Source organism: uncultured Lacinutrix sp., assembly GCF_947500605.1.
In the GTDB taxonomy this organism is placed as follows: domain Bacteria; phylum Bacteroidota; class Bacteroidia; order Flavobacteriales; family Flavobacteriaceae; genus Lacinutrix.
Map to the genome: position 1 here is coordinate 221,219 of NZ_CANMSJ010000002.1, position 19,341 is coordinate 240,559.

The following is a 19,341-nucleotide window of genomic DNA, read 5'->3' on the forward strand; positions in this document are numbered from 1 at the left end:
TTATATGCTATATTTTAATGCCACTATTAAATTTCTACCAGAGGCTGAAATTCCCGAAGAATATGGCCTGTAACGTTGGTCTGTAATATTCTCAAGGCTTGCACTTACACTTGTAGATTTGTTAAGTTGGTATTGTGTTCTAAAATTTAAAGTGTACCAAGAAGGTGAATATGGATTACCGTCACCATCTAAAGCATATAAATAATCTTTTTCCTGCTCTGAAGGCGCTAACTGATTAAACGATAATGTATTATTATAATTAACAAAAGCATCTGCTTTTAAGGCCTTGTTTTGCCATACTAAATGTGTATTCCCAAAGTTAGGAGACACATGCCTTACAGGCACTTCTACTCCATCGGTCTCTTCTGTTCCTCCAATAACATTGTATTGAGAAGTTAGTTTAAATGTGTCGCTAAAATTAACTTTGGCTCCAATTTCAAAACCATAAATCCAAGATTTTGATGCATTTTGAATAGACTGCACATTACTCAATTCTCCATTGTAAAAAATCTCTGTCTCACCATTTAAGTCTCCATCTCTGCGTACTAAAGCATTATCTAAATAGGTATAATATGTTGCAGTATCTAAAATGAAAACATTACCGAAATTTAAGGTTAAACCTAATTCTCCACCATAGGCATATTCCGGATTTAAATTATTATTTGGTACAACAACAGAACCTGGCTCAGAATCGAATACTTTACCAATATCGTCTATGTTTGGTGCTCTAAATGCTGAAGAAAAATTAAGTTTCCATTGCAAAGTCTTGTTAGGAGACCAACTTACACCTGCGGTACTTGTTAAAGCACTTGAGTTATTATTTGCTTCGGTAAATGGTAGGTTAAGAAATACATTGTTTTTAGTAAAATCTGCATTTGAGGTTACGTTGTTATAACGCAAACCTGTTTGAAATACAACTTTAGTATTTGGCTTATACTTTAAACTAGCATACACAGCTGCAGATTGCCATGTTGAACCATCTGGATAACGCGTAACCGTTGGCTGAGTAGTATTGTTTACGATATTTTCTTCGACTGCGACAGAATTAACAGTATTATGAATATACTCTAAACCATAGAAAAGTGCAGTTTTATCTGTTAAACGTTTTTCTAAATCTAGATTAAATGAAAAGGCATCTACAGCTTCTTCCTTTACGTTTCTAGTATCTGATTGAAAATCTCTATCTACCCTACTTTCTTGAAAATTTTGATAAGCTACTGTTGCTTTAATTTTATCGTAAAGATTAGAGTTACTGCTTAATTTTGTTACATTTAAATTTGTCATGAACCATTTTTGAGGTCCATAATACCACTCTGCAGAACGTAAATTCTCATCCCTGTAACGAATTAACCTATCATATCGTGGTGTATTTGAAGTCTCTGTATAGAAAAGCCCCAGATCGAAAGTTAAATTTTCTTGAGCTTCGTACCTTGCTTTTTGCATGATATTAAACTGGCTATAACCTGAAAATTTTTGAATGTTAGGATTACTATTTTCTACAATAACATCTTCATTATTACTTGTAACAACATATTCTGGTCTTAAATAATCTTCTGGACCATGACTTCCCATTCTTAAATCTCCAAAGTCTGTATAACTTCCACTGGTTACAAATGCCCATTTTTTAAAACCATAGTTAACATCTAAATGTGCAGTTTTTTCTTCGCTGGCAGAGGCGTATCTTAATACTGCATTCGTTTTAATATATGTAGAATCTGTAAAAGATACTTTTGGTGTCTTAGTATAAAAACTCATAACACCTCCAATAGCATCACTACCATATATTACGTTTCCGGCACCTAAAGAAACTTCAGTAGATTGAATAGAAAATGGATCGATAGATATAACGTTTTGTATGTTTCCGCCTCTAAAAATAGCATTATTCATTCTAACACCATCTACTGTTATGAGTAGTCTATTGGTAGAAAAACCTCTAATCATTGGACTACCACCACCCAATTGACTTTTTTGAATATAAACCTGACCTGTAGATTTTAAAAGATCGGCACTAGTTTGCGGGTTTGCGAAAGCAATTTCCGAAGCACTAACACTAGATATTTTTTTAGGAATATCTCTTTTGCTTTCTTTAAATTTAGATGCTGAAATTACAATTTCTTCTAATCCCTGAGCAGTAGGATTTAGTGAAACTTTAGCGTTAGCAATTAATATCTTTTTAACAGAAAATAGTTTAAACGATAAATGTTTAAAATAGACAACTTCTGAAGCCTTGAAGGCATCTAAATTAGCTTTTCCATCAAAATCTGTAACAACACTTTTGGACTTTGTTTTGTTATAAATTGCAACTCCTATAATTGGTTCTTGTGTTTGCTTGTTTACAACTGTAATATCTTGTGCTAAGGCTAAGGAACTAATGCAGAAAGCAATAAAAGAAACTAATAAATACTTATTATTTTTAACTAAATACGTCATTAAATATTTGTAGTGATTTTGGCTTTTTAAAACTACCCAAATGTAATTCAAAATATACTAAGATGAGGTTTAAAAAAGATTGTCTTTGTTTGGCGTTTATTTTTACTTTTTCTAAAGCATCAAATGTTGTGCCTAACAACTGTTTTAGGAGTGTTAAATTTTCGTTTGAAATGGAATATTTATTCTGTTGCTCATCTTCAAATTTGCCTGCTTCTAAATTAAAATATGGTGCTTCAATTTTTGAAATGTCGGGATAAAAACCTAGATGTTTTGTAAGATTTAATAAGAATAATAAATGAAAATTAGAAAAATGTTCTTGCTCATCTAGCCATTGTAATGTGGCTTCTAAATAATTAAACAAAGTATCGTTTTGTTCTTCTTCTTGAAGTGAGCTCGAAAGCACCTCGGCTAGAAACATAACGATTGCGCTTTTTAAAACATTTGTATGTAAACTGGAATAGAGATGATTAACTTTTACTTCCTTTATATATTGAAGTCCTCTTGATGGTTTAAAATCTGTTTCTAATTTTAGTTGTGTTAATAATTGATAATACGCAACTTTAGAACCTTTTTTAGATTTTAAAACACCTCTTAATAAATAACTTACTATACCTTCTTTTTGGGTATAGCATTTAATTATTAAATCGTTATCGCTATACTTAATTTTTGAAAGTACAATTGCATTTGTAGATAACAGCATTATCTCACAATCATTAGTTTAAGCACTTTTGTTTCGAATGAATCTAAATCTGAAAGCATTACTAAATATACTCCAGTTGCTACCGTTCTACCAGACATGTTTTTTCCATTCCAAAGTGCAGTACCTCCATCTATTTCAAGATTGTAACCACGAAATTTTGTATTGGTTCTAGTCTCTGCTTCGGTTACTAAATTGCCTTCAATATCTGTAATTTTTATATTTACGTTACCTGTGATTCCCTTAATTTTAATTTTTTTGTCGTTAATATTAAAGTTTGGTCTAACTGGATTTGGATAAACATAAGCTTCTTCAAGAGTACTATCTGGAACAGAAGTTTCACTATTAAAAGCTACCATACCTTGATCTGTTGCCAGATAAACTAAACCATTAATATCGTCAATCTCTATATCTAAAACATCGTTGGTAGGTAGTGGAGAATTATCTTTTGTAAAGTGATAAATTGTTTCTTGACCATCACTAGACATATAATAAGCTCCTGTATCTAATGTAGCTACCCATTTATTATTAGCGCCATCAACTTCAATATCTGTTACATATTGTTGAAAAAACAGCTCTCTAGGTGTACCATCGTCTAAAATAATAATCTCTGAAGGCTCATAATCTGGATCTTCAAAAAACTCCTCTGTATTATAAATTACTCTAACACCTTTATATGTACCAAACCAAAGTTGGTTTTGCTTATCTAAAACAACAGAAGTAATACCTGTAGATGGTACATTAGCTTCTTCTCTAAAAATATTTTTTACTATTGGATTACCATTGTTTTCTTTAAAACCTATTAAACCATAGTTATGACTCCCTATAAATACATTATTATCAGGATCGAATTCTATCGAAGAGAATCCCAAATTACTTGTTGCAGGATCGATAACATCTAGTAAACTGTAGGAACTCCAAACGTCATTAGAAAACTTATTTAAAGCAAAATTTGTTCTACCATTCATTACCCATAAATCTCCAAAAGGATCGTAATTACTAGCTAATGCAAGATGGAAACTCCCTGCAAAAGGTACTATTGTACTGTTGTTTTGATTATACAATGTCAATGCTTCTGATGTTCTTTCTATAAGCCCTGAATAGTAAGAACTAAAATAAACTTCTTCTGAATTAAAAGGATTAATAGATAAATAAGATAAATACCATGGTCTTGTACTGATAGTCGTAAGCGAATCGTAAGAAATATTTTTCCATTCATTTTCAACTAAATGACTAACACCACTTCTGCTCGTACCTCCACTTAAATTATAAGTTATGGAGTGTCCTCCATGTACAGCCCAAAGCTGATTAGATTGGTAGCCAATTTGAAAAAACTTATTAGAAAGTGGGCTTTCAGGATGAATTTCTTGAAAAGATTCTATATTACTAATTTCTGTTTTAAGAATACCGAAACCGGATTTACCAAGACTTGCTTGATTTTTAGTTCCGATAAATATTTCATCTTCTAAAGAAACTACGGCTGAAGAAAATTTGGTGCTAAATTCATCATTAGGAACCGATAAAGCTATTTCAACAAATTGATCTACACTATAAACATGAACCTCATCTAATGTAGTAACCACTAATCTACCTTCTGAATCCCTAATATCTTGAATTAATGCACTATAATTTTCAAGTAACGTTGGGTTATCTGCAACAATTTCATACAATACAGTATTATTATTAGCGACAAAAAGTTTATTGTTTGAAGATTGAATGCCTACCCAATTTCCATTTGAAAAAGAAGACCATTGTTGATAATCTATTAAGTTTGCGTTGTCTACATCTGCTTTAAAAATAGCCATTTCTGTCGCGGCATAAATATCACCTTCAAAAATTGTTGTTTGATTTACTATAATTTGAGAACCATTTGCTCCAATAAAATAAGTATCTCCAAATTCTAAATTATTTATATCGTATAAAGAAATACCGTAATTAGTAGAAATATATGCGTAACCATTATGAATATTAAAGTGGTTTATCCTCTTGTTAACCGAAGGAATAGTTGGTTTTTCTAAAATATCTACAACAGTTTTAACCTCTTGGCTAGACTCTATATATATTTGGATTAATCCATTTTCGAAACCAATAAGTAACAATCCTGTTTCTTCTACATAGTGAATATTTGAAATTGTCTCACCAGACAAGCCATTAACAGTAGACAGTTTTTGTATTTCATTAGATTGCTTATCGTAAATAAAAATAGCATTTTCTGCAGCACCAAAAACCTTAAAACTTCCTTGAGATACATCTTTAATATCTAAATAAGAAAAATGTCCAACCCAAGACTCTACAAAGTCTTGCCCAATTACCAATTGAGAAAGCACTAGAAATATTAATGTTATAATTAATTTAATTTGGCGCATTTAAAGAAACTTTGTGAGTAGTAATAATAAAAACCAAAAATACTATATTTTATTGTATTTTGGGCCTTGTTAATTTTTATGATGCTCGATGCTATTTAGTAGTCCAATTTTTTTATTTGTTTTTCTACCGCTATGCTTATTTGTTTATTATTTATCTCCCAAAAAGTTTAAAAACTTTATATTACTATTCTTTAGTCTCTCTTTCTATACTTGGGGAGAACAAGAATTAGTTCTTTTAATATTAATCTCTGCAATTATAGATTATTCGTGCGGAATTATAATAAGTAAAGGCCTGAGAAAATTAGGGTTGACACTATCTATTATATTTAATTTATCTATTCTTTTCTATTTTAAATACTCGAATTTTGTTTACACTAATCTTACATCTTTATTTGAGATATATGATGTAACCTCAAAAAACGCTCAATACTTTTCCAATATTATTTTGCCAATAGGTATTAGTTTTTATACTTTCCAAACAATGTCTTATACCATAGACGTTTACAAAGGAAATGTAAAGGCTAACAAAAATTTTATAAATTTTGTAACCTACGTTACTTTGTTTCCACAATTAATAGCCGGCCCAATTGTAAGGTACTCACAAATTGAAAAAGAATTAAATCACAGAAAAACTTCTATTAATCAGTTTTCTGAAGGTATAGAACGTTTTATTATAGGTTTAGCAAAAAAAGTAATAATTGCAAACAACACTGCTTTTTTAGTAGATGGTATTTTTAGCTTACCTGTTTCAGAAATGTCCTCTTTACTAGGATGGATTGGTGTTTTTGCATTTGGAATTCAAATTTATTATGATTTTTCCGGATATTCAGATATGGCAATTGGTTTAGGGAAAATGTTTGGTTTTAACTTTCCAGAAAACTTTAAGTACCCTTATACAGCACAATCTATTCAAGAGTTCTGGAAAAGATGGCATATTACTTTATCTACCTGGTTTAGAGATTATATTTATATTCCTTTAGGCTTAAAAAGCAGTTCTAAATTCTACCGAATGCTTATACTAATGTTTGTATTCTTTTTAACAGGATTCTGGCATGGTGCTAATTGGAATTTCATAGTTTGGGGATTAATACACGGTCTGTTTATAATTTTCGAACGTTTTGGTTTAATAAAAGCGTTAAAGAAAGTACATATATCACTTACACATGTCTATGCCATGTTTGTAATTTTTGTTACTTTTCCTTTCTTTCGATGCTCTAATATTACAGAGGCATCTAAGTATATAATGAATCTATTTACTTTCTCTACTCCTACTAATTTTAACTATTTAAGTTTTTATCTGTCTAAAGAAATTATTGCTTGCCTATTTATAGGGTTTATATTTTTCTTTCCTGTATATCACAAAGTAGGAGCTTATTTAAAACCTTTTAATAATCAATACAAGCTAAGTTATTTCAAGGTTATTGGATTATTTAGCATCTATATATTATGTTTCATATACATATCGAAAGGCAATTATAGCCCATTTATTTATTTCAATTTCTAATTATGAAACAAAAAAATATCAAAAATAAGAACATTGTAATATTTACAATTATTGGCTTTTTAGTGCTTACATTAATTCCAAATGTTTTGATGTTTTCTGGCTTAGAAAAAAAATCTAAATTCTCTAGAAATATTCTCTATCCTGAAATAAATATAAAAGCACCTGCAAGAACAATTTCCAAAATAAAATCTTATTATTTAGACAACTATGGTCTTAAAAATACATTTATAAATACTTACATCAATTTTAAAAAAAACACACTACATGAAGACCCAATTCCTTACAGGGTTGTAGAAGGTGATGAACAATGGTTCTTTTTAGGCAACTTTAATAATAAGGTTTTAGATAATTCTTTTGGAATGAATAAATATTCTGATATCGATTTACACCAGATGAAACAAAATATTTTAGATTTAAAAACCTACTTAAAAAGTATAGGTGTAGATTTCTACTGTGTTGTGGTTCCAGATAAGAGTACAATTTACAGAGATAAACTGCCTTACAAACTAACAGATAGAAAAACACCGCTTTCTCAGTTTTTATCAATTATAAAACCAAAAGACAGCCTAAACATGGTCGACTTAAGGCAAACATTAGCGAAAGCCAAAGACTCAACAATACTCTACCACAAAACTGATACACATTGGAATCATACTGGTGCTTATTTAGCCTATTTAGATGTCATTAAGCATTTAAAGAAAACAGATAGACAAATAGAAGCAATACCTTTAAATCGCCTTAAAAAAAGAGAAGATTCTATACATGGAGATATTATAAGAATGTTAAATACTAATGCTAAAGAAAAAATGACTCGATATGAAAAAAGTGAGTCTTCATTAGTAGAGAACATAGAAACCAATGATGCCTCAATCCATTTTATTAATAGTAAGAAAGAACTAAAATTATTAATGTATAGAGACTCTTATTCTAATTATTGGTTAGATTATTTTAATGAAAGTTTTAATGAAACTGTTTACTATAGATATAATAGTGGTGCAATTAAAAAAAGAGATCTTATTAAAGCACAAACAGATGTTTTTATTCTAGAAGTTGGCGAACGCCATTTTGATATATTATTAAAAAACCTGAAACTAATTAATTAGCTTCAGGTTTTTAATTTATCTTTTGTAAAACAATAACTACACTACACCTTGTGCTAACATAGCATCTGCTACCTTAACAAAACCTGCAATATTTGCACCTTTTACGTAATCGACACTCCCGTCTTTTGCTGTTCCGTATTTAACACAAGATTCATGAATATCATTCATAATTTGGTTAAGCTTAGCATCTACCTCTTCTCTTGTCCAATTATATCTCAAAGAGTTTTGGCTCATTTCTAAACCAGAAGTTGCAACACCACCAGCATTAGATGCTTTTCCTGGTGCAAATAACACTTTTGCTTTTTGTAAAACTTCAATAGCTTCTGGCGTTGTAGGCATATTAGCTCCTTCTGCAACAGCAATAACATTATTTTTAACTAAAGCTTCCGCTTCTTCTTTATTTAGTTCGTTTTGTGTAGCACATGGCATAGCCACATCACAATTAACACTCCAAGGTCTTTCACCTGCAAAGAATTTAGCTGAAGAATATGTATCTACATACTCGCTTATTCTTCCACGTTTTTCGTTTTTCAATTCCATAATAAATGCTAATTTTTCAGCATCTATTCCGTTTTCATCATATATATATCCGGATGAATCAGACATTGTAACAACTTTACCACCTAATTCTGTTGCTTTTTCACATGCATACTGAGCAACATTTCCAGATCCAGAAATAACTACAGTTTTACCTTTAAAAGAATCGTTTTTAGTTGCAAGCATATTTTTTGCAAAATATACACAACCGTATCCTGTTGCTTCTGGTCTAATTAAAGAACCTCCATAACTTATTCCTTTCCCAGTTAATATTCCTGTAAATTCGTTTGCTAATCGTTTGTATTGTCCAAACATGTAACCAATTTCACGACCTCCAACACCTATATCACCAGCTGGAACATCTGTATTTGCTCCAATATGGCGAAATAACTCAGACATGAATGATTGGCAAAAACGCATTACTTCGTTATCACTTTTTCCTTTAGGGTTGAAATCACTTCCTCCTTTTCCTCCACCCATAGGTAAAGTTGTTAGAGAGTTTTTAAACACTTGTTCGAAACCTAAAAACTTAAGAATACTTAAGTTTACAGAAGGGTGAAAACGTAAACCTCCTTTATATGGTCCTATTGCAGAGTTAAACTCTACTCTAAAAGCTCTGTTTACTTGCACATCTCCTTTATCATCGATCCAAGGCACTCTAAATATTATAGTGCGCTCAGGTTCTACCATACGCTCTAGTAACATTTTTCCTTGATACTTAGGATTCTCTTCAATAAATGGGATTACAGTTTCTGCAACCTCATGAACAGCTTGTAAAAATTCTGGCTCTTGACCATTTTTTTCTTTTACTAAATCTAAAAATGCTTGAATTTTATTTTCCATCTAACTGGCTAATTATGTTTTTAATAATAGAGATACTTGATTTATAAGACAAAGATACATTATCTTTAAAAAAGATGCTTATTTTTTTTCTTTTTCGCAACCTATAAATATCTTCTTATCTTTTTTTACCGCATTTTATCTATAATTGTTGTTTGTTTATCGGCTTTTCATATATTTGTTCGTTTAATGCCTCTAAATCTTGGACATAACCATGCTTAATTCAAAACATTTAGCGAAGCTAATTATCATTATCCTTACTGCTCAAGTTTCTTTTGCGCAGCTAGGTTTCTCTCATGAAATAGGTGTAATCACTGGACCCGTAGCCTTTAAATCGGATTATGGATTAAGAAGTGAATTTGAAACAAATGCTGGAAACACAGGATTTGGTATTGGAATAGTACACTACATAAATTTTGCCTATCAAGCAAGTTGTAATTGTTATACAACAGACAATTATTTTAACGACCACTTTAAATTAAGGACCGAAATTTCTTACAATAAAACAAAACTTAAACATTTTGGAGAATTTGTAGACCCAGCAAGAACTAGTTTGAATGCCCAAAGATTGAGAGGTCATGAAGGTGAAGCAAACAATTTTGATATTGGAATGCAAATTGAATACTTTCCTTTAAGTATTCGTTCTTTCCAGGCTTTCGCTTACAAACTAGCGCCTTTTGTTAGTTTTGGTGCTCACTATGTATCTTTTAACCCTAAAGTTAGTTCTACTTATACTGGCCCAGGAAGTACTTATTACGCACCATGGTTTGTAAATCGCGACTCGGAACCCATAGATGTTAGCGGTGGTAGCACATGGTCTGTAGTTTCTAGTATTGGAGCACGTTACAAACTAAGTACATCATCAGATTTAATGATAGACCTTAGAGGTCAATATTATTTTAACGATTTAATTGATGGTTTAGATCATGATTTAGTTTACAACAAAAATAACGATTGGCTAGTATGGCTTAACTTCGGATATATATATTATTTAGATTAACCTCTAATAAAATTTTATAAAAAAGCTCAAGTTTTAAACTTGAGCTTTTTTTTATGCGTTAAATTAAATATTATCCTAACGCCTGCTTTAAGTCATTTATTAAATCTTCTTCATCCTCAATACCAACACTTAATCTAATTAAAGAATCTACAACACCTATTTTCTCGCGCTCTTCTTTCGGAATACTTGCATGCGTCATACTTGCAGGATGTCCGGCTAACGACTCTACTCCTCCTAATGATTCGGCTAATGTGAAAATTTTTAAACTCTTAACCACTTTTATAGCTTCTTCATAATTATTTCCTTTTGTATTAAACGATAACATACCTCCAAAATCTTTCATCTGGGCTTTTGCTATATCGTAATTAGGGTGGCTTTTAAAACCTGGCCAGTATACGCTTTCAACTTTTGGGTGAGATGCTAAATATTCTGCTATGGCTCTTCCATTTTCACAATGGCGCTGCATTCTAACGTGTAGTGTTTTTATTCCGCGTAGCGCTAAAAAAGAATCTTGTGGACCACAAATAGCACCACTTGCATTTTGTATAAAATATAATCTATCTGCTAAATTTTTATCCTTCACTATTAAAGCACCCATTACCAAATCGCTATGTCCGCCAATATATTTTGTTGCAGAATGCATAACAATATCTGCACCCAAATCTAAAGGCTGCTGTAAATAAGGCGTTGCAAAAGTATTATCGACAGCCAACAAGACATTGTGCTTTTTTGCAATTGAAGCAGCAACTTTAATATCAATAATATTTAACATTGGGTTCGTGGGTGTTTCTACCCAAATTAGTTTTGTATTGCTATTTATATAATTTTCAATATTTACAGCATTTTCCATGCCTACAAAATGAAACCTAATGCCAAAACCTTCAAAAATTGAAGTAAACAAACGGTAAGTACCACCATACAAATCGTTAGTAGAAATAACCTCATCTCCAGGTTTTAATAATTTCATTACAGCATCTATAGCTGCTAAACCAGAACCAAAAGCCAAACCAAACTCTCCATTCTCTATACTTGCAAAAGCATTTTCCAAAGCATGCCTTGTAGGATTATGAGATCTAGAATACGCATAACCTTTATGTCCTCCAGGTGTTGTTTGTGCATAGGTAGAGGTTTGATAAATTGGTGGCATTACTGCTCCATAAGCTTTATCTGGATGCTGTTTACCGTGAATGGTTTTTGTATTGAATTTCATGTGTTTGATCTTTTTCATTTTTAAATTGTGTTAACCTTAATTATTAAAATATTAATAGGGTTAATTGATAATAACGGATTTTACTTCATCTAAAAACAACTTTCAGTTTTCTTTTGATTACAACAAAAATAGCCTTTAATTCGTTGTATATAAATTGCATTAAAACCTTTTATCAATGTTTAACAATTCTTCCTTCAGATTAATAAAAATTTTTAGCTTAATCATTATTACAAGCATTTGTTTTTCTTGTAAAGATGATGTTGCACTTAATTTTACTGATACTTCTATTATAGACGAAGGAGAAACAACCATAGAAATAAACATTCCAAAAGCCGATGGTAAAACTGAAGCTGCAAAACAAATTAACACAACCCTTACAAAATTTGTAACTGCAGCATTAAATATTGAAGCTGTTTCTGAAACAAAAACAACTACTCTAGAAAGTATTGTAGGTTTTAAAAAAGCATACACCGATTTTAAAACACAAATAGGAAAAACACTATATACTAATTTACCACCTTGGGAAGTGTTAGTAGACGGTGAAATAATTTACCAAAGTGAAACATTAATATCTATAGCCATGAACTCTAGCATTAATACTGGTGGAGCGCATAGTAATCTAATCTTTAAATTTTACAATTTTGATGCAAAAACAGGACTAGAATTAAAAACTAAAGATTTAATAAATGATGTACCTTCATTTACATTATTAGCAAAAAAATATTACGACAAAGAGTTGCTTTCTGCAAACAACGATCGTATTGAAGCTTTTGAAAATGGCACTTTTAACCTGCCAGAAAATTTAGGTTTTAGCGAAGATGGTGTAATTGTTTTTTACGACACCTTTAATTCTTCTTCTAATAATGTAATAGAATTTACAATTCCTTATACTGTTGCAAACAACTATTTAAACTTTTAAAGCACGTAGCATTGCTAAAATATAACCAGCATGCATACCTTCGTGAATAAGAGCAAACTGTATCGCTTGGTTTACATTTGTTAGTGTATTTCCTGTGGTAGACAATGTGTATTCATTAAAGGTACTAAAGACTTTAGAACTAAAATCTGCCTTTGTATGTTCTATTGTAGAAAACGCTAAAGCTTTTAACTCATCAACCTCTTCTTGTGTTGCTTTTCCGTCTGGTGTAGTTCCTTTTTTATATTTTTCAATTAGTGCTTCGCTTACATTAGGTTTTAACCCAGAAAGTTTATAAACTAAAATCTGCTCAGTTACTATACTGTGTCCAATATTCCAGATAATATTATTATTAAATCCATTTGGTATAGCATTAAGTTGCGCTAGCGACAACTCTTCTAAATAGGCTTTAAAAAAACCTCTTGTTTTTGCAAATACATCGAAAGTAAAATCCATAGTTCAAATTTTTTATAAATATAGTAGAATCTACTTTAAATGATTTTAATTTGTACTACTAAAATTTTTGAGATGACCAATAAAGTTTATTATTTAAAATCTTGCAGCACTTGTATTCGCATACTAAAAGAGCTTGATTTACCAGAAAACGTAGTGCTTCAAAATATAAAAACCGAAGCTATTACCGAGGTTCAAATAGAAGAGATGAAAGACCTTGCTGGTAGTTACGAAGCCTTCTTTAGCAAAAGAGCAACACTTTACAAGCAACGCGATTTAAAAAACAAAAACTTAACCGAAACAGATTACAAAAATCTAATTCTAGAACATTATACTTTTTTAAGCCGACCTGTTTTTATTTTAAATAACAAGATTTACATAGGTAACTCTAAGCAAAATGTTGAGGCTGTAAAAAACGCTTTAAATAATTAAATTAACATGTGACCATTAATAAACAAAACACATGAAAACTAGATATTGGGCATTAATTGCCGCATTTATAGTTCAGTTACTTTATGGTTTAAACTTCACGTTTGCCAAAGATGTTATAGCTGGTGGTTATATGAAACCTTTTGGTTTTATATTAGTTCGTATTACTGGAGCAACTATTTTATTTTGGTTGTTTAGTTTTTTAGGTCCTAAAGAAAAAATTGATCGTAAAGATTACCTAACCTTCTTCTGTGCTGCTATTTTTGGTGTTGCAATAAACATGCTTACCTTTTTTAAAGGGCTAGAGTTTACAACACCTATTCACGCTTCGGTAATAATGATAACTACGCCAATAATTGTATTGGTATTATCTACTTTTTACCTAAAAGAGCGCCTAACTATTTTAAAAATTATGGGAGTAATATTGGGTTTCTCTGGAGCTTTAGTATTAAGCCTATATGGAAAATCGAACTTAGAAGGTGATAACGTGTTACTTGGTAATTTACTCGTTTTTATTAATGCTGTTTCTTATAGTATCTATATTATAATTATAAAAAAACTAACCTATAAATACCATCCATTTACCTTTATTCGTTGGTTGTTTTTGTTTGGATTAATTATGGTAATTCCGTTTGGATACAGCGAATTAGTTGCTACACAATTCTCAACCTTTACACCTTATATTATATTCTCGGTACTATTTGTAGTTGTTGGTGCAACATTTGGAACTTACTTATTAAATCCTTTAGCACTAAAACACTTAAAAGCATCTACCGTAAGTACATTTATATACATACAGCCGGTAATAGCCGGTATTTTTGCAATTACAATGGGAAGTGACAGTGTAACCTCTGTAAAACTAATAGCCTCCGCATTAATATTTGGAGGCGTATATTTAGTAACTAAAAAACCAAAAGAAAAACTAGAGCGCTAAGTTTTTTGGCGCTCTTCCATTTACTCTTGTATCTTCTTTAGTTAAAACTTTATAATCTTTAGATTTTGGAAACTCATCTGCTAAATCCATAAGAACTTGTGGCAAATTGGTCATTTTTCTTGCTTTTAAATCTATCCAAGCACCAAACATTTCGCAAAATGCAATGTTCTCACCTTTATGATTATAAAAATTATGATCAAATTTAAAGAACGTACCGTCTTCGCTCAATCCAGAAACCTCTAAAGAAACCGTAATAGGCTGTCCCATAAATGCTTCTTTAAAATAATGCATATGCTCGTAAAAAACGACTGGTCCAATATTATGCATGGCAAGTTCTTTCATGGTAAAACCATGCTCCATTAAAAAAGCCATTCTAGTATGACTCATAAAATTTGTGTAGGCAGAATTTGCTAAATGCCTATTAGCATCAACATCACTCCAACGTATTTCGAACTGTTTTTTGTACATATTTTTATAGATTTTGAAATACAAAAATACTATTTTCTAAGGATTCTGTTTTCATTACCTTTGCACATCTTTATAAATTATTTTATGATACATTCAATGACAGGTTATGGTAAATCTGTATTACAATTACCAACAAAAAAAATTACAATTGAGCTAAAATCGCTTAATAGCAAAAATCTAGATTTGAATGCTAGAATGCCCTCTATTTATAGAGAAAAAGAGCTTTACTTACGTAAGTTAATGGCTAAAGAGTTAGATCGTGGAAAAATAGATTTCTCTATTTATGTTGAAGCTACTGCTGAAGACACCTCTACTAAAATTAACACTCCAGTTGTAAAACAATACATCCAGCAACTTAAAAATGTAGTTGATGGTAATGAGATTGAACTTCTTAAAATGGCTGTTCGTTTTCCAGATGCTTTAAACACAGAGCGCGAAGAGATAGACAATACCGAATGGGCAAAAATTGAAACTGAAATTAAAGTAGCAATTGCTTCTATTAAAGAGTACCGTTTAAATGAAGGTGAAGTTCTAGAAAGCGATTTTAAAAACCGCGTAGCAACTATAGAAAATTTATTAGACCAAGTAATCGCTATAGACCCAGAACGTGTTGAAGGTGTTCGTGAGCGTTTAAAGAAAGGTGTTGAAGACCTTAGAGAAAAATACGACGAAAACCGTTTTGAACAAGAATTGGTTTACTACATAGAAAAATTCGATATTACAGAAGAGAAAGTACGTTTAAAAAACCATTTAAGCTATTTTATTGAAACGCTTAATTCTAATGATTCTAACGGAAAAAAATTAGCTTTTATTGGTCAAGAAATGGGAAGAGAAATCAATACCATTGGCTCTAAAAGCAATTATGCTCCAATGCAGCAGTTAGTTGTACAAATGAAAGACGAATTAGAGAAAATTAAAGAACAATTATTAAACGTTTTATAGTCAATATAATTGACCTTTAATTTTATCGTTTGGTCGCGCTTAGTCAAGACCTTTTTTTAATATTTTAAGAATACCGAAGTGAATAAAGACACAACTAAACAAGGCAAACTAATTGTATTTTCTGCGCCTTCTGGCTCTGGAAAAACAACCATTGTTAGACATTTACTAAAGCAAGAAGCATTAAATTTAGCATTTTCTATTTCTGCTACCTCTCGCGAAAAACGAGGTACAGAAGTGCACGCAGAAGACTACTACTTCTTATCTGCAAACGATTTTAAACAACATATTAAAGACGACGATTTTCTAGAATGGGAAGAAGTCTACAGAGATAATTTTTATGGTACTTTAAAAACAGAGGTTGAACGCCTGTGGGCTTTAGGTAAAAATGTTATTTTCGATATTGATGTTTCTGGTGGCTTACGTATTAAACGAAAGTTTCCAGATCAAACTTTAGCTGTTTTTGTAAAACCGCCAAGTATAGACGAGTTAAAAATTAGGCTTAAAAAAAGAAAAACGGAAAGCGACGACAAAATAAACATGCGTGTAGCCAAAGCTAGTGCAGAACTTGCTACTGCTCCTCTTTTTGATGTTATTATTGAAAACGACCATTTAGAAAAAGCATTACAAGATGCCGAAAATATTGTTGGGCATTTTTTAATAACTGAAAACAAAAACTAAATATCACTTAGAGTAATTTTTAAGGAACGAGAAAATTGTATCGAGAAGTAATTAAAAAAACCTCGGTAAAAAATTAATTTCTCTCGAACTGACAAATAACATTAAATTGAAATGAATATAGGTCTCTATTTTGGCTCTTTTAATCCAATCCATATTGGACACTTAATTATTGCAAATCAATTAGTAGAGAATAGCGATTTAGACCAAATTTGGTTTGTTGTTACACCACATAATCCTTTTAAAAAGAAAAGTTCTTTATTAGATAATTTTCAGCGTTTGGAAATGGTACATCTTGCTACTAAAGATTATGATAAATTAAAGGAAAGTAATATTGAATTTAATTTACCACAGCCAAATTACACTATAAATACGCTTACCTATTTACAAGAAAAACATCCAAACCATGAGTTTTCTTTAATTATGGGAGAAGATAATTTAAAGAGTTTCCATAAATGGAAAAACTACGAAATTATCTTAGAAAACCATAACATCTATGTGTATCCAAGAATTTCTAAAGGCGCTGTAGATAATCAGTTTACTGGGCATGAAAAAATTAATAAAGTGGATGCTCCTATCATGGAGATTTCTTCAACCTTAATTAGAAATGCAATTAAAGAAGGTAAAAACATTAAACCATTACTACCAAAAAACGTTTGGGAATATTTAGACTTGATGAATTTTTACAAATAATTACCCACTTCAGCTTATAATTATACTATAATCGTTTTTTTAAAAGGTAAATTCCCTTTAAAAATCGATATAAATTCCTACAAGCATAAAAAATTACGGTTTTTACCGTAACACAAATAGACTAAAAAGCTGTTTTTTCGATGAAATGCACAAAAACACAAAAAATAATTTTGTGAGCACTCTTTCTTTATTCTAATTTTGAAATAGAATTAGACATAACATCTACTGTTTTATCCCTTTTTTAGATGTTTAATAACAAAAATAAAACACTTTAATAATTAGGCATTTCTAATCTATTTAAAGTATAGCCATAACAAATAATTTTTAGGTATTATTTGTTATTTTGATTAATAGCGTAAAAAGCCAACTCTCTCGAGTTGGCTTTTTTATTTAATATATCTAATCAATAATATGCTAAAACAAAAAAACCAAAGAAGACAACTTCTCTGGTTTAATTTAATTTTATAAAATCTGTCAATCCGTTTTCAGGATTGTTTGTCTTATATATTTCTAGTCTAAAGTTGGGATACGTAACACTTGTCCTGGATAAATTTTATCTGGGTGCTCTAACATTGGCTTATTAGCTTCAAAAATTACAGGATATTTCATGGCATTACCATAAAATTTCTTAGCAATCTTACCTAAAGTATCTCCGCTCACAACTGTATGAAACTGTGCTTCTGGCTCTACGTGCTCTACAGTCATTTTATCATCTACAGTAGCAATACCATTACTATTACCAACTACTAATATCGCTTTTTCACGAGTAGCTTGATCATAAGCTAATCCAGATATAGTTGCAGCATCATCATCAATATGGACACTTAGTCCTTCTACCTTTAAATCTAAATCTCTAATTGTTTCTTCTAATTTTCTTGCAGCAGCCTCTTCTACTTTTAATTCTGCAGCTACAGCTTCAGCAGCTTCTTCAGCATCAGTTTTTCCTATACCAAATACTTTAGCTCCTGCGTTTTTAATAAATGAAAATAATCCCATAATTTGTTTTGTTTTTAATTGTTATTGGTTAATTCTACTATTGTAAAGTTGGACAAAATCTAAATCAATCACAACTTACGCATATTAATATAATTATAAAACTCGATATAAAGTTAAAAAAACTGCTTAATGTGTGCTTTTTAAGCAGTTTATCTTCTTACTTCTCTAGTTATTACACTTGCTTTCGTGTATTCTCTCTAATGTTTTCTTTTTTTACACTATGCTGCTTACGTTTCTTTTGTGCTGAAGTTTTAGACTTATTTAACGTCGTTCCTTCTTTTAAATATTCTATATAACCTCTGCCAGTAAACTCGTAAACAGTTCCAGATCCTGTGTGATATAATTCAATTCTTTGATCATTAATAACACTAAGCTCAAAAGTTTCATTACTAAAATAATCGTAATCTAGAACTAAAGACTTTAAGTACATATTACCACTTATGTTACCTACGTAATAATTACCTGTAAAATCCCAATACAAATTGTTAGGGTTAGCACCATACTGGTCTTGAGAGCTTCTAAAAGTATCATCATTACCACCAGATAAAAACTGCAAGAAGTTTTCATTATCAAACTCATTTAATGCACCATATTGGCTTGTATACGTTTTTTCCCAAGCTTCGTATTCTTGCATAAAATATTGAATATTATCGTAAAAAACATAATCATAATCAAAGTTAGAGCGTTGGTATCCATTTAAAAAATACGATGTATCATTAAAAGGGTTGTATAATTCTATAGTGTTATTATCTACTTGATACACATCAAAACTATCATAACCATCTATATCATGGTCAACATCTAAAATCATATTATAAGCATTGTAATTACCAATTGGAATACCATAACCGTTTCCTTGGCTACCAATACCAACTAGATTATTGTTTGCATATAAAGTTCCATTTCTAAAAGAGACTGTAAATGCAATTTGCAAAAATGGAGATTCTCCATAACCTATAGTTTCATTAATATCCACATACCACAAATCGTAAGAATTAAGTAATTGATTTACCGATATGGCTGGAGCTGTATTATTTACATAATCGTCTTCTACAAGAACTTCTGTGTAGCAAGAGGTTAATAAAGTTGCCATTAAGGCAAATACCGAAAGTAGTTTTAATGTCTTCATAATCATTTCGTTTTATGGA

At 30.7% G+C, this 19,341-nt stretch carries 18 protein-coding genes; 9 read left to right on the forward strand and 9 right to left on the reverse strand.

The window, feature by feature from the left end; all coding sequences use genetic code 11:
- From Q0935_RS04185 to Q0935_RS04195, 3 genes are read right to left on the reverse strand one after another with little or no spacing between them, the layout of a single operon-like run.
- Complete coding sequence (locus Q0935_RS04185; protein WP_299382639.1) at positions 1 to 2,430, reverse strand: TonB-dependent receptor; 2,430 nt, start codon at positions 2,428 to 2,430, stop codon at positions 1 to 3.
- A complete protein-coding gene (gene recO, locus Q0935_RS04190; protein ID WP_299382642.1) occupies positions 2,414 to 3,130 on the reverse strand; it encodes a DNA repair protein RecO in 717 nt (238 codons plus the stop codon). Before recO ends, Q0935_RS04185 begins: the two co-directional genes overlap by 17 nt.
- Positions 3,130 to 5,493, reverse strand: a complete 2,364-nt coding sequence (locus Q0935_RS04195; protein ID WP_299382644.1) for a two-component regulator propeller domain-containing protein — start codon at positions 5,491 to 5,493, stop codon at positions 3,130 to 3,132. The genes recO and Q0935_RS04195 overlap by 1 nt, the downstream gene beginning before the upstream one ends.
- Before the next feature lie 88 nt (positions 5,494 to 5,581).
- Between Q0935_RS04195 and Q0935_RS04200 the strand changes: the two genes are divergently transcribed.
- Both Q0935_RS04200 and Q0935_RS04205 read left to right on the forward strand, forming a co-directional pair.
- Positions 5,582 to 6,997, forward strand: coding sequence for an MBOAT family protein (locus Q0935_RS04200; RefSeq protein WP_299382647.1), 1,416 nt, complete (start codon positions 5,582 to 5,584; stop codon positions 6,995 to 6,997).
- 2 nt (positions 6,998 to 6,999) lie between these two features.
- On the forward strand, positions 7,000 to 8,100 hold the full coding sequence (locus tag Q0935_RS04205; protein ID WP_299382649.1) for a hypothetical protein: 1,101 nt from the start codon (positions 7,000 to 7,002) through the stop codon (positions 8,098 to 8,100).
- A 36-nt stretch (positions 8,101 to 8,136) separates the two neighbouring features.
- Here the strand turns inward: Q0935_RS04205 and gdhA are convergent, their stop codons facing one another.
- Complete coding sequence (gene gdhA / locus Q0935_RS04210; RefSeq protein ID WP_299249230.1) at positions 8,137 to 9,480, reverse strand: NADP-specific glutamate dehydrogenase; 1,344 nt, start codon at positions 9,478 to 9,480, stop codon at positions 8,137 to 8,139.
- 211 nt (positions 9,481 to 9,691) lie between these two features.
- Here gdhA and Q0935_RS04215 point away from each other — a divergent pair, with 211 nt between their 5' ends.
- Complete coding sequence (locus Q0935_RS04215) at positions 9,692 to 10,477, forward strand: glutamate dehydrogenase (RefSeq protein ID WP_299249227.1); 786 nt, start codon at positions 9,692 to 9,694, stop codon at positions 10,475 to 10,477.
- A gap of 70 nt (positions 10,478 to 10,547) precedes the next feature.
- On the opposite strand, the gene Q0935_RS04220 is transcribed toward Q0935_RS04215, so the two are convergent.
- The gene (locus Q0935_RS04220; RefSeq protein WP_299249224.1) at positions 10,548 to 11,705 is read right to left on the reverse strand and encodes a cystathionine gamma-synthase; all 1,158 of its coding nucleotides are present in this window, start codon (positions 11,703 to 11,705) and stop codon (positions 10,548 to 10,550) included.
- Between the two features lie 157 nt (positions 11,706 to 11,862).
- On the opposite strand from Q0935_RS04220, the gene Q0935_RS04225 reads away from it, so the two are divergent.
- Complete coding sequence (locus Q0935_RS04225) at positions 11,863 to 12,606, forward strand: DUF4163 domain-containing protein (protein ID WP_299382655.1); 744 nt, start codon at positions 11,863 to 11,865, stop codon at positions 12,604 to 12,606.
- On the opposite strand, the gene Q0935_RS04230 is transcribed toward Q0935_RS04225, so the two are convergent.
- Positions 12,595 to 13,059 (reverse strand): DinB family protein, encoded by a 465-nt coding sequence (locus Q0935_RS04230; protein ID WP_299249219.1) that lies wholly within the window; start codon positions 13,057 to 13,059, stop codon positions 12,595 to 12,597. The two genes, Q0935_RS04225 and Q0935_RS04230, sit on opposite strands and share 12 nt — an antisense overlap.
- Before the next feature lie 72 nt (positions 13,060 to 13,131).
- Here Q0935_RS04230 and Q0935_RS04235 point away from each other — a divergent pair, with 72 nt between their 5' ends.
- The gene (locus Q0935_RS04235; protein WP_299249216.1) at positions 13,132 to 13,488 is read left to right on the forward strand and encodes an arsenate reductase family protein; all 357 of its coding nucleotides are present in this window, start codon (positions 13,132 to 13,134) and stop codon (positions 13,486 to 13,488) included.
- A 31-nt stretch (positions 13,489 to 13,519) separates the two neighbouring features.
- On the forward strand, positions 13,520 to 14,419 hold the full coding sequence (locus tag Q0935_RS04240) for a DMT family transporter (protein WP_299249213.1): 900 nt from the start codon (positions 13,520 to 13,522) through the stop codon (positions 14,417 to 14,419).
- Here the strand turns inward: Q0935_RS04240 and Q0935_RS04245 are convergent.
- Entirely contained in the window at positions 14,408 to 14,887 is a 480-nt protein-coding gene (locus Q0935_RS04245) for a thioesterase family protein (RefSeq protein WP_299249210.1), read from the reverse strand. The genes Q0935_RS04240 and Q0935_RS04245 overlap by 12 nt on opposite strands.
- A gap of 84 nt (positions 14,888 to 14,971) precedes the next feature.
- Between Q0935_RS04245 and Q0935_RS04250 the strand changes: the two genes are divergently transcribed.
- The 3 genes from Q0935_RS04250 to nadD all read left to right on the forward strand — a co-directional run bounded on the left by Q0935_RS04250 (position 14,972) and on the right by nadD (position 17,197).
- Complete coding sequence (locus tag Q0935_RS04250; RefSeq protein ID WP_299249207.1) at positions 14,972 to 15,829, forward strand: YicC/YloC family endoribonuclease; 858 nt, start codon at positions 14,972 to 14,974, stop codon at positions 15,827 to 15,829.
- A 78-nt stretch (positions 15,830 to 15,907) separates the two neighbouring features.
- Positions 15,908 to 16,507 (forward strand): guanylate kinase, encoded by a 600-nt coding sequence (gene gmk / locus Q0935_RS04255; RefSeq protein WP_299249204.1) that lies wholly within the window; start codon positions 15,908 to 15,910, stop codon positions 16,505 to 16,507.
- A 111-nt stretch (positions 16,508 to 16,618) separates the two neighbouring features.
- Positions 16,619 to 17,197 (forward strand): nicotinate (nicotinamide) nucleotide adenylyltransferase, encoded by a 579-nt coding sequence (gene nadD, locus Q0935_RS04260; RefSeq protein ID WP_299382658.1) that lies wholly within the window; start codon positions 16,619 to 16,621, stop codon positions 17,195 to 17,197.
- 510 nt (positions 17,198 to 17,707) lie between these two features.
- Here the strand turns inward: nadD and lysM are convergent.
- Complete coding sequence (gene lysM / locus Q0935_RS04265; protein WP_299382660.1) at positions 17,708 to 18,193, reverse strand: peptidoglycan-binding protein LysM; 486 nt, start codon at positions 18,191 to 18,193, stop codon at positions 17,708 to 17,710.
- A 172-nt stretch (positions 18,194 to 18,365) separates the two neighbouring features.
- Positions 18,366 to 19,322 (reverse strand): nicotinic acid mononucleotide adenyltransferase, encoded by a 957-nt coding sequence (locus Q0935_RS04270; protein ID WP_299382663.1) that lies wholly within the window; start codon positions 19,320 to 19,322, stop codon positions 18,366 to 18,368.
- Positions 19,323 to 19,341 lie beyond the last annotated feature (19 nt).